The sequence below is a fragment of the Phytobacter massiliensis JC163 genome, from assembly GCF_000321045.1.
Classification (GTDB): Bacteria; Pseudomonadota; Gammaproteobacteria; order Enterobacterales; family Enterobacteriaceae; genus Phytobacter_A; species Phytobacter_A massiliensis.
Genome location: NZ_HE578945.1, coordinates 1,877,125 through 1,890,917, shown reverse-complemented (window position 1 = coordinate 1,890,917; position 13,793 = coordinate 1,877,125). Strand labels below are relative to the sequence as shown.

The window sequence follows — 13,793 nt, the reverse complement described above, 5'->3', positions numbered from 1 at the left end:
TGGTCATTTTATCACCTTGTCTACCTGCGATATTGCGCCTGCAAGAGCTCACACAGGTCCTCAGGCCTTGTCAGCCTTGCGTTAAGCAGGCTGGAGAATTATTTTTCCAGACAAATGCAAAGCGATATTTTATGCGCTGCGTCACAAAAGCTGCTACACTCCGCCCCTTCATGACATTGTGGTTTTTGTCATCTGTCACGTTATCTATCTCCCTGAAAACTACACCTGTTACGGTCGGGGCGGTGCGGAGTTGTTATGTCTTTTGATTCCCTTGGCCTTAATCCGGAAATTTTGCGCGCTGTTGACGAGCAGGGTTACCGTGAGCCGACCCCTATTCAGCAGCAGGCGATCCCGGCGGTTCTGCAGGGCCGCGACCTGATGGCCAGCGCCCAGACCGGCACCGGTAAAACGGCCGGGTTTACCCTGCCGCTGCTGCAACGCCTGGTGCAGAAAGAACCCCATGCCAAAGGCCGTCGCCCGGTGCGCGCGTTGATTCTGACGCCGACCCGCGAACTTGCCGCCCAGGTAGGGGAAAACGTCCGCGAATACAGCAAATACCTTAATATCCGCTCGCTGGTGGTCTTCGGCGGCGTGAGCATCAACCCGCAGATGATGAAACTGCGCAGCGGCGTTGATATCCTGGTGGCGACGCCGGGCCGCCTGCTCGACCTTGAGCATCAGAACGCCGTGAAGCTGGACAGCGTGGAAATTCTCGTGCTGGACGAAGCCGATCGCATGCTCGACATGGGCTTTATCCACGATATCCGCCGCGTGCTGGCGAAGCTGCCGCCGCGTCGGCAGAATCTGCTCTTCTCCGCCACCTTCTCTGACGATATCAAAGGCCTTGCCGAGAAGCTGCTGCATAACCCGCTGGAAATTGAAGTGGCGCGTCGCAATACCGCCTCTGAGCAGGTGACTCAGCATGTGCATTTCGTCGATAAAAAGCGCAAGCGGGAGCTGCTGTCGCAGATGATTGGCGAAGGCAACTGGCAGCAGGTGCTGGTATTTACCCGTACCAAACACGGCGCTAACCATCTGGCGGAACAGCTGAATAAAGACGGCATTCGCAGCGCCGCTATTCACGGCAATAAATCGCAGGGCGCCCGTACCCGCGCGCTGGCCGATTTCAAATCCGGCGATATTCGCGTGCTGGTGGCGACCGATATCGCCGCTCGCGGGCTGGATATCGAAGAGCTGCCGCACGTGGTGAACTACGAGCTGCCTAACGTGCCGGAAGATTACGTCCACCGCATTGGCCGTACTGGACGTGCCGCGGCCACCGGCGAGGCGCTGTCGCTGGTCTGCGTCGATGAACATAAGCTGCTGCGCGATATTGAACGGCTGCTGAAAAAAGAGATCCCGCGTATCGCCATTGCAGGCTACGAACCGGACCCGTCCATCAAAGCGGAGCCGATTCAAAACGGTCGTCAGAGCCAAGGACGCGGCGGTCGCGGGCAGGGCGGTGGCGGCCGTGGCCAACAGCAACCGCGTCGCAATGACGGCGGCGCGCCGAAGCCAGCCCGCAGCCAGGAAGGCAAACCGGCAGGTGAAAAGCCGCGCCGTCGCCGTCCGCGCAAGCCTTCCGCCGCATAACTACATGTCGCCGGGTAAGGCATCAGCCACATCCGGGAACGTCTGACAAACCCTGCCTGAGGCAGGGTTTTTTTATGCGCATGCAGGGGCACAGCGGCAATCGCCTCGCGCCCCGGACGATGGCGATAAGGAAGAACAGCCAGGCGGGGGAGAAACGTTGTCACTTTGCCCGGCTCTCGCTACCATACCGGCATAGAAGAGGGAGTTGCGCCAATGATTGATAAACATTCCACCGTGCCGGTCTACCTACAGCTTGAGCAATACCTTACCGGGCAAATCGCCGCCGGGTCGCTTAAGCCTGGCGACGCTATTCCTTCTGAAAACGAACTTTGCCAGCAGTTTTCTATTTCCCGGATGACTGCGCGTAAAGCGGTGGATTACCTGGTGCGGCAGGGCAAAGTCGAGCGGCGGCGCGGGCAGGGCACCTTTGTCGTACAGTCGGAGAGAAATTTACGCATTTCGCTGCCGTTGGATCGCCATCTCTCCTCCAGTGAAGCGACGCTTGGCCTGGAAGCGCCGGTGGTAAACCGTCTCATCTGCCTTTATCGCCAGCAGCCCTCGCCGGAGATCGCGCAGAAACTGCGGCTTGCGCCGCAGACTGACGTCTGGTTTATGCAGCGTCTGCGGCTGGTAGGGGATATCCCGTTCGTTTTCGAACAGTCCTGGATGATTACGCAGCCCTTTGCCGATCTCAGCGAGGCGGATCTTAACGCTTCGAAATATGCCTATATTAACCGCAAAGGTTTTACCGTTGAGCGGTCGGAAAAAGAGATCCGCGCCGAGCTGCCGTCGCAAAACGTGCGTGACATGCTGGGGATTAACCGTGACGAACCGGTACTCCACGCCTCCTCAGTCGCCTTTTTACGCGACGATATTCCGTTTGAAGTCTCTGAAATCTATTACAACCAGCAGCATTACCGCTTCACGCTAACCGCGGCCCGGCCTTAACAGAAAGAGACGCGCTTTGTGATCCATCTCGTGTTTTCGCATAGTGGGCTAGACAACTATACATGTGGTTTGGCTATACTCTGTTCATGTTCAGCCAGTACCCCACATAAGGAAAACTACAATGCGTCGGACCGGTGAGTTTTTACAGGATCTGGGAAAAGCGTTAATGATGCCCATTTCCGTTATTGCCGCTGCGGGGATATTTCTTGGCCTCGCGGCAGCGTTGCAAAACCCGGCTATTGTCGGCGAGAGTATTATCCATGCGGAAATAATGCAGCAGGTCATTGGCTTTATTCGTAAGGTTGCTGGCGCGCTGTTCGGTAATTTACCGCTGCTGTTTGCCATCGCCGCCGCCATTGGCCTCGCGCGGGATGAAAAGCCTACCGCCGCGCTGGCCGCAGTCATTGGGTTTATTACTTTTCATGTGGGGGTGAATTACAGCCTGCTGGCACAGGGATTAACGCCGCAGACTACCTCGGTGGCCGCCCTGATTGAAAAAGGCTACAGCCAGACCGACGCGGTAATGTATTCCGCGGAGTTTGCCTCCACTCTGGGTATTTTTTCTTATCAGATGAGCGTGCTTGGCGGGGTAATTGCCGGTCTGGTGACGGTCATTCTGCATAACCGCTTTTATACGATTAAACTCCCGGCGGCCATCGCCTATTTTGGTGGCCGTCGCTTTGTTCCTATTATTACCGTTATTGTCCTGCCGATTGTGGGCGTACTGATGTCGCTGGTCTGGCCATTTATCGCCACGGCGATTATTCATCTTGGCCAGTTTATCGGCGAATCCGGCCCGTTTGGTACGTTTATCTACGCCTTTACCGAACGCATTCTGATTCCCACCGGTCTGCATCACATTCTGAATGAAACCGTGCGATTCACCCCGGTAGGCGGCATGGTGCACGTGGATAACGAGAGCGTAATAGGGGCGTTATCCATCTTCAACTATGCGCTGGCCCATCCCGGCGCGCTGGCCGACGACGTCGTGCGCGAGGCCACGCGCTTCCTGGCGCAGGGGAAAATCCCGGTAATGATGTTCGGCCTGCCTGCGGCGGCGCTGGCCATCTACCGCTGCGCGAAACCAGAGCATAAACAGCGGGTTAAAGCGCTGATGATGGCCGGTGCGCTGGCCTCTTTCACGACCGGGATCACCGAACCGCTGGAGTTCAGCTTTATTTTCGTCTCGCCGCTGCTGTTTTTATTTCACGCCGTGATGAGCGGGCTCTCATTTGCCTGCGCGCAGCTGCTGGAGGTGATGATCGGCAATATTCAGGGCGGCCTGATCGACTTTATGGTCTTTGGCGTGCTCGGCGGAGCCAAAACTCACTGGTGGTTCGATCTGCTATTAGGGGCGATTTGGGCTCCGGCCTATTACTTCTCCTTTAAATGGATAATTTTACGCACTAACGCCAGAACCCCAGGGCGCGAAGAGGATGAAGAGCCGCTGGCTGCGGCGGGAAATAGCGAAGGGGATGCCGCAACCGGGCAAATTATTAAAGGGCTCGGCGGTGCGGAGAATATTCAGCATGTCGACTGCTGCTTTACCCGCCTGCGGGTGAAAATTAAAGACATGAATAAGGTTGATGAAAAAACGCTTAAACAGAGCGGTGCCAGCGGATTTATTCGCGCCACCGACAGCGATATTCAGGTGATTTACGGCCCGCAGGTGGAGAGTATCGCCAGCGCCGTAAAACAAAATTTACTTGTGCAACAGACGCAATAAGAGAGCGAATCAAATGAAAACTTCTTTTAATATTGTTTTAGTTGGCGGTGGTTCAACATGGACGCCGGGCTTATTAAAAGCATTATGCAAACTTAAAGCGCGTCTGCCGTTAAATAAACTGGTGATGTTCGACGTGAATCAGGAGCGCCAGGCGGTTATTGGTGAATATGCCAAAGTGCTGTTTCGTGAAGAGTACCCGGAACTGGAGTTTGTCTATACCGGGGATGAAGATGAAGCGTTCACCGATATGGACTTTATCTTCTGCCAGATGCGCACCGGCGGCTACGCAATGCGCGAAAAAAGATGAAAAAAATTCCTCTCAGTCTGGGCGTAATCGGCCAGGAGACCTGCGGCGCGGGCGGCTTTGCCTATGGCATGCGCTCCATCCGCGACATGATTGCGCTGGTGGAAAACGTACGCGCCCGTTCGCCGAAGGCATGGATCCTCAACTATACCAATCCGGCGGCGATCGTGGCCGACGCTCTCAACAAGCGCTTCCCGGATGACAAACGCATACTCAACATCTGCGACCAGCCGGTTAACCTGCTGCGTTCCTATGGCCGCCTGCTGGGACGCGACCCGGCAACCTTCGATCCGGTCTATTTCGGCCTTAACCACTTTGGCTGGTTTACCCATCTGTACGATGAAACGGGCCACGATCTGGCACCGGAACTGAAAGCCTTCATTGCTGAAAACGGTTTTAAACCGGTAGATGCCGAGCAGCGCGACCAGTCCTGGCTCGATACCTACGCGGCGGTGGCGGATATGCTGCGCGATTTCCCTGACTATCTGCCGAACACCTATCTGCAATATTACCTCTACCCGGAGTACAAATTTTCGAAGCTCGACCCCCATTTTACCCGCGCCAACGAGGTCATTAACGGGCGTGAGAAACGGGTTTTTGACGAGTGCCGCACGGCGGTAGCGGAAGGCACCACCCGCAACGTGCACGTAGTGCATAACGATGCCCACGGCGATATGATTGTCGAGCTGGCAGAGGCTATCGCCTTCAATTTGAAAAAGAAATTTATCGTCATGGTGCCCAACAATGGTCTGGTGGAGAACCTCGATCACGACGTGATGGTGGAGCTGACGGCGGAGATCGGCAGTAACGGCCCGCGCCCGTTCGGGGTCGGTAAAATTCCCACCTTCTATAAAGGGCTAATTGAGCAGCAGTTCGCCTATGAGCGGCTGACGGTCGAGGCCTGGTTTGAAGGCTCTTACACCAAAGCGTTGCAGGCGTTGACCCTTAACCGCACGATTATTGATGCGAAAAAGGCGCGCAAGGTGCTGGATGCGCTGATTGAAGCGAACAGGGAGTACTGGCCAGCGCTCAAGTAGGTCATACACCAGACAAGCCATTAGCAAACCGCGGGCTGCGCCATAAGGGATTTTGCGGCCCGCTTTCCAGATCCGGAAAAACCATTACCCCTGAAACGGTAAAAATGCCACAATAGTGGCTGTTTATACAGTGTTTCAGGTTTACTCATGGCCCTTACCGCCGCGCTAAAAGCGCAGATTGCCGCCTGGTATAAGGCGTTGCAACAGCAGATCCCGGACTTTATTCCCCGCGCCCCGCAACGGCAGATGATTGCCGATGTGGCAAAAACGCTGGCGGGTGATGAGGGGCGGCATTTGGCAATCGAAGCGCCAACCGGCGTGGGCAAAACCCTCTCCTACCTGATTCCCGGTATTGCGATTGCCAGGGAGGAGCAGAAAACGCTGGTGGTGAGTACCGCCAACGTGGCGTTGCAGGATCAGATTTTCAGCAAAGATCTGCCGCTGCTGCGCAAAATTATCCCCGATCTGCGCTTTACCGCCGCCTTTGGCCGCGGGCGCTATGTCTGCCCGCGTAACCTGACCGCGCTCGCCAGCAGCGAACCCTCCCAGCAGGATCTGCTGGCCTTCCTTGACGATGAGTTGACCCCCAACAACCAGGAAGAGCAGAAACGCTGCGCGCAGCTCAAAGGCGATCTCGACAGCTACCGCTGGGACGGTCTGCGTGACCATACCGACCGCGCCATTGATGACGACCTCTGGCGGCGGCTCAGCACCGATAAAGCAAGCTGCCTGAACCGTAACTGCCACTACTACCGGGAATGCCCCTTTTTTGTCGCCCGCCGCGAGATTCAGGAGGCCGAAGTGGTTGTGGCTAACCATGCGCTGGTGATGGCGGCGCTGGAGAGCGAAGCCGTTCTCCCCGAGCCGAAAAACCTGCTGCTGGTGCTGGACGAAGGCCACCATCTCCCGGATGTCGCGCGCGACGCGCTGGAAATGAGCGCTGAAATTACCTCCTCCTGGTACCGGCTGCAGCTGGATCTCTTTAGCAAGCTGGTGGCGACCTGCCTTGAACAGTTTCGCCCGAAAACCACGCCGCCCCTGGCGACGCCGGAGCGCCTTAACGCCCATTGCGAAGAGCTGTTTGAGCTTATCGCCTCGCTCAATAATATCCTGAACCTGTTTATGCCCGCCGGGCAGGAGGCGGAGTACCGCTTCGCCATGGGCGAACTGCCGGATGAAGTAATGGCTATCTGCCAGCGGCTGGCGAAACTGACCGAGATGCTGCGCGGCCTGGCGGAGCTGTTTCTCAACGACTTAAGTGAAAAAACGGGCAGCCACGATATCGTCCGCCTGCACCGGGTGCTGCTGCAGATGAACCGGGCGCTGGGGATGTTCGAAGCGCAAAGCAAGCTGTGGCGGCTGGCGGCGATGGCGCAGGCTTCCGGCGCGCCGGTGACCAAATGGGCCACCCGTGAGGTGCGCGACGGGCAGCTGCATCTCTGGTTTCACTGCGTCGGTATTCGGGTCAGCGATCAGCTGGAAAAACTGCTCTGGCGCAGCGTTCCGCACATCGTCGTCACCTCCGCCACCCTGCGCTCGCTTAACAGCTTTTCGCGGCTGCAGGAGATGAGCGGTCTCAAAGAGAAAGCCGGGGACCGTTTCGTTACCCTCGATTCGCCCTTTAACCATGTGGAACAGGGGAAAATCGTCATTCCGCAAATGCGCTATGCGCCGCTTATCGATAACGAAGAGCAGCATCTCGCGGAGATGGCCGCCTTCTTTCGCCAGCAGGTCGAGAGCAACGCCCACCGGGGCATGCTGGTGCTGTTTGCCAGCGCGCGCGCCATGCAGCTCTTTTTAACCTTCGTCACCGATTTGCGCCTGCTGCTGCTGGTGCAGGGCGATCAGCCGCGCTACCGGCTGGTGGAGCTGCATCGTAAACGTATTGACGGCGGCGAGCGCAGCGTGCTGGTGGGGCTGCAATCCTTTGCCGAAGGGCTGGATCTCAAAGGGGACTATCTGACCCAGGTACATATTCACAAAATCGCCTTTCCCCCTATCGACAGCCCGGTGGTCATCACCGAGGGCGAATGGCTGAAAAGCCTCAATCGCTACCCCTTTGAAGTGCAGAGCCTGCCCAGCGCCTCCTTCACCCTTATCCAGCAGGTCGGCAGGCTAATTCGCAGCCACAGCTGCCGCGGCGAAGTGGTCATTTACGATAACCGCCTGCTCAGCAAAAGCTATGGCAAACGTCTGCTCAACGCGCTGCCGGTCTTTCCGATTTCCCAACCGGACGTGCCTGACGTTATAGTGAAGAAACCCAAACAGAGCCGCCGTAAGCGCCGCTGACAATGTGAGCCGTGAGGAGTTGAGATGGATTACCGCAAAATCATCAAAGAGATTGGCCGGGGGAAAAACCATGCCCGCGATCTGGATTTTGACACCGCCCGTGGGCTTTATACCCGGATGCTGAATGGCGAGGTGCCGGATCTGGAACTGGGCGGCATCTTGATTGCGCTGCGGATAAAAGGGGAAGGAGAGGCGGAAATGCTCGGCTTCTACGAGGCGATGCAGCAGCAGACAATGCGTCTGACGCCGCCGGTTGCGCAGCCGATGCCCATCGTTATCCCTACCTACAACGGCGCGCGTAAGCAGGCCAACCTGACCCCGCTGCTGGCAATTTTGCTACGTAAGCTGGGCTTCCCGGTCGTCGTGCACGGCGTCAGCGAAGATCCTACGCGCGTGGTGAGTGAAACCATTTTTACCCTGCTCGGCATTGAGCCCGTTCGTCATGCGGGCCAGGCGCAGGCCCGCCTTGAGGGGCGGCAGCCGGTCTATATTCCGGTCGGGGCGCTCTGCCCGCCGCTGGAAAAACAGCTGGCGCTGCGCTGGAAGATGGGCGTACGCAACAGCGCGCATACGCTGGCCAAGCTGGCAACGCCGTTTGAACCCGCGGCCGCGCTGCGCCTGTCCAGCGTTTCTCATCCTGAATATGTGCCGCGTGTAGGCAAGTTTTTTGCGGCCATCGGCGGGCGCGGCCTGCTGATGCACGGCACAGAAGGGGAGGTATACGCTAACCCGCAGCGCTGTCCGCAAATCAACCTTATTGATGCGCAGGGTGAGCGGGTGCTGTATGCCCGGCAGAATGAAACAGCAAACGTGGCGCTGCCGCAGGCAAAAGATGCGGAAACCACCGCGCGCTGGATTGAGCGCTGCGTAGCGGGTGTCGAGCCTGTACCCGAGTCGATAAAAATTGAGATGGCCTGCTGCCTGGTGGCGACCGGCGAGTGTGACACGCTGGAGCGCGCGTTGGCGCGGATTGCAGAAAACTTTTAAAAAAAGCCCGTCACATTCCTGGACGGGCTAAAAAGGGGTAACAACAACAGGGTCAATGAGGGTTGGAGCAGCCGTCGGAGGGTCGCCGACGGGTAAAACAGTCGCTTATTTGTAGATAACAGCCGTGCCGCTTAATTTGTTGTTGCTGTTCGCGGAGGTGATGCTGTAGCCAGTTGCCCCTGCCGCCTCTGCTTTTTCAGCCAGCTGAGCTTCAAGGCCGTCCAGGGTCAGAGCGCCTTCGGCGGAGACCACGCCCACTTTATTCATATTCTGCGCCTGAGCCGGGCTAATGGCCTGTGCGGCAAACGCGCCGAAGGAGAGGGTAGAAAGCGCGATGGCGGCAACAGCATATTTGATGGTTTTCATGGTAATTTTCTCGCAGGTTATTCTGTTAATGTGACGTTGTTTCGTCGATGTGATAAGTATCACGTTTTTTTACCAGCAAGAAAATCTAAGAGAATTGACGGCCTTGTTCTAAAAAATTGAACAATCACCAACGCTATGAATTTTATATGAATTATTCATGTTAATTATGATTTTGCCGTGTGTTGCCTGCGGTTACGCCGTAAGCGGCACAGATTGCTACTTTTTTAGCTGTTTTTTATGCGCAAGGAAGCAACCGCTTGCGCTGCTCTAAACGCCTGATGACAGCTAACGTAACTGGCTGTCTTTCGAGCCTTTGCGATTATATCCTGCATAACTGCTATTAGGTGAATCTTTATTCTGCTGGCACTGAATGCAGAAACGCACGCCCGGGATCGCTTTCCGGCGGGCTTCGGGGATTGGCTCGCCGCACTCAGCACATTCTTTCAGGCTCTCGCCCTTTGGCAAGTCGCGCCTGGCCCGCGCCACCGCATCATCTACCGTGCTGTCAATTTGATCCTGAACCGCGCCATCATTTGCCCAACCTGATGCCATTATCGACTCCTCATTAACTGGCGTATGAGGATAATATTTGTGCAATATTGCTATTTTTCAAGCGGAGCGGGGGCGTGAGAACGCTGGCAGGGGGGAAACCGGCAGGCAGCGCTGCCGGTGAGAGGCTTAACGGTCGTCGGGACGGCGCATATCAAAACGCTGCGCCTCGGTGATGGTAAAGTAGGCGGAAGGGCCGCCGCCACGCAGCACCGGCTGGGCTCTGGCGGTCTGGTAGATGCCCTCTTCCAGCAGGGACTCGTCAATATGCACCGCCACCACTTCCCCTAGCACCAGCCAGGTCTCTACCGGCGACCCTGCCGCAGTGGTCAGTTGAATACACTGGGAGAGACGGCATTCAAAGTTTACCGGGCTTTCCGCCACGCGCGGCGCGCTGACAATACGGCTGGGGGCCGGGGTCAGCCCGGCGCGGGTAAATTCATCTTCCCCGTGGGGAATGGAGGCGGATGTCTCATTCATTCGTTCCGCCAGATCGCGGGTAGTCAGGTTCCAGACAAACTCCCCGGTTTCATTAATATTGCGCACGCTGTCTTTCCAGCCGCTGCTGGCGAAACCAATAATCGGCGGGCGGTAGTTAAAGCAGTTAAAAAAACTGTATGGCGCAAGGTTACGCTGGCCGCTGCCGTCCAGCGAGGCTATCCAGCCGATGGGGCGCGGCCCGATAATGGCGTTGAGCGGATCGTGAGGCAAACCATGCCCCTGAGAAGGTTGATAAAAATACATAGTGAATACCTGCGGGGAAGAGTTTCTTTAGCCTCACTTATTTACCCGGCACTCGTCAACGGGTATCTTACGCCGCTGCTAACAGGAGAATGCCATGAATGCCCAGAAGCCGGGTTTGCACCCGCGAAACCGCCACCACAGCCGCTACGATCTTGACGCGTTATGCGCCACTCACCCCGCGCTGCGCACGTTCATCGTCACCAGCCCCGCCGGTGAAGCTACGGTGGACTTTGCCAACCCTGACGCGGTAAAGGCGCTTAATAAAGCGCTGCTGGCGCATTTTTACGGCGTGGCGCAGTGGGATATTCCCGCGGGTTTTCTCTGCCCGCCGGTGCCTGGCCGGGCCGATTACATTCATCACCTTGCCGATCTCCTTGCTGAAAGCCATGACGGTAACGTGCCTTCCCAGGCGAGCGTGCTGGATATCGGCACCGGGGCGAACTGTATCTATCCGCTGATTGGCTCATACGAGTACGGCTGGCGCTTTACCGGCAGCGAAGTGGACCCCGTCGCGTTTGCCAGCGCGCAGGCGATCGTTAACGGCAACGCGGGGCTAAGCCGATCGATTAGGCTGCGTCGGCAAAAAGATCCTGCGGCCATTTTAAGCGGCATCATCCATAAAAATGAGCTCTACGACGCCACCCTATGTAATCCGCCGTTTCACGACAGCGCGCGTTCGGCGCAGGCAGGCAGCGAACGCAAACGCCGTAATCTCGGCCTTGCGGCTACAGGTGCGCTTAACTTTGGCGGACAGCAGCAGGAGCTGTGGTGCGAAGGGGGCGAAGTGGCGTTTATCAGTAAGATGATTGACGAAAGCAAACAGTTTGCCCGCCAGGTGCTGTGGTTCAGTTCGCTGGTATCACGCGGCGATAATCTGCCGCCTCTCTACCGGGCGTTAACCCAGGCCGGCGCGGTCAAGGTGGTGAAAAAAGAGATGGCCCAGGGGCAGAAACAGAGCCGCTTTATTGCCTGGACCTTTATGGATGAGGCCCAGCGTAAGCGCTGGGCGCAGAATCGATTTAAAGGGTAGGCTCCGCGGGCGGCTGCGGCATAGCAGGCTGCGTCGCCGGCAACATCTGATACGTCTGGACGGGCGCACGGACGTCCGCCAGATCGAAGTGTTTCTTCACCATGCTGTCGAGGGCGAAACGCACCGTCCACTGCTTAAGCGGCAGGGTGGTAAACGTAACGCGCAGGGTAAACGCGGTATTGGTCAGCCCAACGATGCCCATAAAAGAGGGCTCGCCAATGATTAAGCCGCGAATATCCTCCATCTCCATCAGCTCGGCTACCGCATCTTTCAACGCCTGACCGGCTTTGTCCGCGCTTTCGTGGCGGTCAACGTCGTAGTTGGCCACCACCGAGCCTATACCGCGAACAAAGTTGGCGAAGGTGGTAATCGAAGACCAGGGAATAATGTGGTATGCCCCGGTATCCTGGCGAACCCCGACCGACCGGATCGACATCCGTTCTACGGTGCCGGTAAGCGGCCCGATGGTCACCAGATCGCCGGTGTTCATCCCATTTTCGAACTGAATGAAAATCCCGGTGATGATGTCCTTCACCAGCGTTTGCGAACCAAACGAGATAGCCAGACCCAGCGCCCCGGCCCCCGCCAGCAGCGGGGCGATGTTGACGCCAATTTCCGACAGCACAATCATCACCGTTATGGTGCTTATTACTACCGCAAGGGCGTTACGAAACAGCGTCAGCAGCGTCCGGGTACGGGCGCTGGGCAATGGGCGACCGTGTATGTCCGACGCGAGTCGGTTCTCAATAATGCTCGCCAGCAGCGTCCAGCCCACGGCGGAAAAGAAGAGGATAAGCGCGATACGAATAATAATATCGACCATCTTCTCCCCGGCGCCATAGGTTAGCCAGAACCAGAAATCGAACAGTCCCCAGGCGTTAAGCAGCAGCAGTACCGTGGCGCAGACAATCAAAAAGCGCGCCGCCTTCAGGGAGGCAGAGAGCCAGCCGTTGAGCCGTTTTTGCAGTTCAGGGTAGTTACGCTGAACCTGCGGCGAGAGCGTGATGGTCTTATTCAGCCAGCGCGACAGCACGCCGGAGAGAAAGGCCGCGACGCTTAAAATCCCCAGGCTGCTCAGGGAGGCTCCCATCATAAATTTCAGGCTATTGCCCGGATCGAACAGAGAGAAGAAGAAGAGCACAATAAAGTAGGCGCTGGCTATCCAGTGCCAGATGAAGGCAAAGGCGCGGATAAAGAGGCTAAAGAAGGCCAGCGAGCGGTCAGCGAGATGGTTTAAGTGTTCCTGAATCGCCTTTTTATTATGGAAAATCAGATACAGCGCCCAGACGGTGATAAACAGCATGATGGCGACGTTAGCCAGCGCCCCCACCTGCACGTTAACCTGGTTGGAGATAATCGGCACCGCTACCAGCAGGCCATAGCCAATCAGGCTGCTCAGCGCGCTGAGGCGCAAATGCCAGTAACGGGCGGTCTCGTCCTGAATGCGAAACGGGCGAAGTTCTGGAAAGCGCGGGCAAAAAATCAGCCGCAGAATCGCCTTAAAAAACTCTATCAGGGCGAAGGCGTTAAGGAACAGGCTCTGTTGAAAAGCGATGGTGCGGTTACCGGCGTTGAGGTTGGCGCTCAGTAGCTGGCCAACAAAGAGGGTGAGCGCCAGCAAAAGCATGTCGATGATAAAAGCCCCCACAATCATGGCCGGAAGCTGGAGCCAGTTACTGCGTTCACGATTCTTTTTACGCCCCCAGTGGCCCATTTTGCGATACAGCGGCGACACGCTAAAACGCACCAGCAGCCAGAAGGCGAACACCAGGCCCGCCAGCATCAGGAAATGGGTGGCGGCATTGGTGAAGGTCTGGGGATTAAACGCTTTGTGGGGTGAGCCGGTGATGTTGCGATAAAGCTGGGCAAAACGTGAGGCCAGCTCCTCGCCATAACGGCTGCTTACCTCGGTGATATTTTCCAGTACCGTCTTCTGCTCCTCAACCGGCGGCGGGGTCAGCCCCGGCACCGGCTCCTGCGGCGGCGTGGCGGCGGCTTTACGTAATTCGTCGATCAGCTCTTTGCGCGACTGGTCGTTTTCCAGCACGTCTGCAAGCGCCGCATAGGCGGCCTTTTTCTGTGCGGCGTCGGGTTCTGGCGAAGTCTGCGTGGGGGTTGCGTCTGAGGTGATGCCCGGTATCGACGCAGCCTGTAACGGGGCGCAGAACAGGCTGACCAGCAGCAGGATCCACGGCATAGACTCCTCCATTGAGAATGAAC

The 13,793-nt window shown here is 57.1% G+C and carries 12 protein-coding genes; 8 read left to right on the top strand and 4 right to left on the bottom strand.

The genetic code is table 11. From position 1 onward, the window contains the following. Positions 1-255: 255 nt before the first annotated feature. The 7 genes from rhlE (at position 256) to ybiB (ending at position 8,884) form a co-directional block, all read left to right on the top strand. On the top strand, positions 256-1,593 hold the full coding sequence (gene rhlE / locus ENTHG_RS09220) for an ATP-dependent RNA helicase RhlE (protein ID WP_044178255.1): 1,338 nt from the start codon (positions 256-258) through the stop codon (positions 1,591-1,593). A 213-nt stretch (positions 1,594-1,806) separates the two neighbouring features. Then, the gene (locus ENTHG_RS09215) at positions 1,807-2,541 is read left to right on the top strand and encodes a GntR family transcriptional regulator (RefSeq protein ID WP_044178254.1); all 735 of its coding nucleotides are present in this window, start codon (positions 1,807-1,809) and stop codon (positions 2,539-2,541) included. A gap of 121 nt (positions 2,542-2,662) precedes the next feature. After that, positions 2,663-4,267 (top strand): PTS transporter subunit EIIC, encoded by a 1,605-nt coding sequence (locus ENTHG_RS09210; protein WP_044178251.1) that lies wholly within the window; start codon positions 2,663-2,665, stop codon positions 4,265-4,267. A 13-nt stretch (positions 4,268-4,280) separates the two neighbouring features. Beyond that, positions 4,281-4,574: a family 4 glycosyl hydrolase gene (locus tag ENTHG_RS25830; RefSeq protein ID WP_202595300.1), complete on the top strand. Its 294-nt coding sequence runs from the start codon at positions 4,281-4,283 to the stop codon at positions 4,572-4,574. Next, the gene (locus tag ENTHG_RS09205; protein WP_202595299.1) at positions 4,571-5,608 is read left to right on the top strand and encodes a family 4 glycosyl hydrolase; all 1,038 of its coding nucleotides are present in this window, start codon (positions 4,571-4,573) and stop codon (positions 5,606-5,608) included. Before ENTHG_RS25830 ends, ENTHG_RS09205 begins: the two co-directional genes overlap by 4 nt. Before the next feature lie 147 nt (positions 5,609-5,755). Then, positions 5,756-7,897, top strand: coding sequence for an ATP-dependent DNA helicase DinG (gene dinG / locus ENTHG_RS09200; RefSeq protein WP_044178248.1), 2,142 nt, complete (start codon positions 5,756-5,758; stop codon positions 7,895-7,897). Between the two features lie 24 nt (positions 7,898-7,921). Further along, the gene (gene ybiB, locus ENTHG_RS09195; protein WP_044178245.1) at positions 7,922-8,884 is read left to right on the top strand and encodes a DNA-binding protein YbiB; all 963 of its coding nucleotides are present in this window, start codon (positions 7,922-7,924) and stop codon (positions 8,882-8,884) included. 105 nt (positions 8,885-8,989) lie between these two features. On the opposite strand, the gene ybiJ is transcribed toward ybiB, so the two are convergent. The 3 genes from ybiJ to ENTHG_RS09180 form a co-directional block, all read right to left on the bottom strand. Next, the gene (gene ybiJ, locus ENTHG_RS09190; protein ID WP_044178243.1) at positions 8,990-9,250 is read right to left on the bottom strand and encodes a DUF1471 family protein YbiJ; all 261 of its coding nucleotides are present in this window, start codon (positions 9,248-9,250) and stop codon (positions 8,990-8,992) included. Between the two features lie 285 nt (positions 9,251-9,535). Then, complete coding sequence (locus ENTHG_RS09185) at positions 9,536-9,802, bottom strand: DksA/TraR family C4-type zinc finger protein (protein ID WP_044178240.1); 267 nt, start codon at positions 9,800-9,802, stop codon at positions 9,536-9,538. Between the two features lie 126 nt (positions 9,803-9,928). Beyond that, the gene (locus ENTHG_RS09180; RefSeq protein WP_044178237.1) at positions 9,929-10,543 is read right to left on the bottom strand and encodes a flavin reductase family protein; all 615 of its coding nucleotides are present in this window, start codon (positions 10,541-10,543) and stop codon (positions 9,929-9,931) included. A gap of 94 nt (positions 10,544-10,637) precedes the next feature. On the opposite strand from ENTHG_RS09180, the gene rlmF reads away from it, so the two are divergent. Beyond that, positions 10,638-11,573 carry a 23S rRNA (adenine(1618)-N(6))-methyltransferase RlmF gene (rlmF, locus tag ENTHG_RS09175; RefSeq protein ID WP_044178234.1) on the top strand — a complete coding sequence of 312 codons (936 nt, stop codon included), beginning with the start codon at positions 10,638-10,640 and terminating at the stop codon, positions 11,571-11,573. Here rlmF and ybiO read toward each other — a convergent pair. Continuing rightward, the gene (ybiO, locus tag ENTHG_RS09170; protein WP_044178231.1) at positions 11,563-13,770 is read right to left on the bottom strand and encodes a mechanosensitive channel protein; all 2,208 of its coding nucleotides are present in this window, start codon (positions 13,768-13,770) and stop codon (positions 11,563-11,565) included. The two genes, rlmF and ybiO, sit on opposite strands and share 11 nt — an antisense overlap. Positions 13,771-13,793: the final 23 nt, after the last annotated feature.

Excerpts from the sequence above, each read along its gene's own strand:
- ybiO (WP_044178231.1), bottom strand. The coding sequence starts at position 13,770 with ATGCCGTGGATCCTGCTGCTGGTCAGCCTGTTCTGCGCCCCGTTACAG.
- ENTHG_RS09215 (WP_044178254.1), top strand. The coding sequence starts at position 1,807 with ATGATTGATAAACATTCCACCGTGCCGGTCTACCTACAGCTTGAGCAA.
- ENTHG_RS09210 (WP_044178251.1), top strand. The coding sequence starts at position 2,663 with ATGCGTCGGACCGGTGAGTTTTTACAGGATCTGGGAAAAGCGTTAATG.
- ENTHG_RS09185 (WP_044178240.1), bottom strand. The coding sequence starts at position 9,802 with ATGGCATCAGGTTGGGCAAATGATGGCGCGGTTCAGGATCAAATTGAC.
- ybiB (WP_044178245.1), top strand. The coding sequence starts at position 7,922 with ATGGATTACCGCAAAATCATCAAAGAGATTGGCCGGGGGAAAAACCAT.
- ybiJ (WP_044178243.1), bottom strand. The coding sequence starts at position 9,250 with ATGAAAACCATCAAATATGCTGTTGCCGCCATCGCGCTTTCTACCCTC.
- ENTHG_RS25830 (WP_202595300.1), top strand. The coding sequence starts at position 4,281 with ATGAAAACTTCTTTTAATATTGTTTTAGTTGGCGGTGGTTCAACATGG.
- rhlE (WP_044178255.1), top strand. The coding sequence starts at position 256 with ATGTCTTTTGATTCCCTTGGCCTTAATCCGGAAATTTTGCGCGCTGTT.
- ENTHG_RS09180 (WP_044178237.1), bottom strand. The coding sequence starts at position 10,543 with ATGTATTTTTATCAACCTTCTCAGGGGCATGGTTTGCCTCACGATCCG.
- dinG (WP_044178248.1), top strand. The coding sequence starts at position 5,756 with ATGGCCCTTACCGCCGCGCTAAAAGCGCAGATTGCCGCCTGGTATAAG.
- ENTHG_RS09205 (WP_202595299.1), top strand. The coding sequence starts at position 4,571 with ATGAAAAAAATTCCTCTCAGTCTGGGCGTAATCGGCCAGGAGACCTGC.
- rlmF (WP_044178234.1), top strand. The coding sequence starts at position 10,638 with ATGAATGCCCAGAAGCCGGGTTTGCACCCGCGAAACCGCCACCACAGC.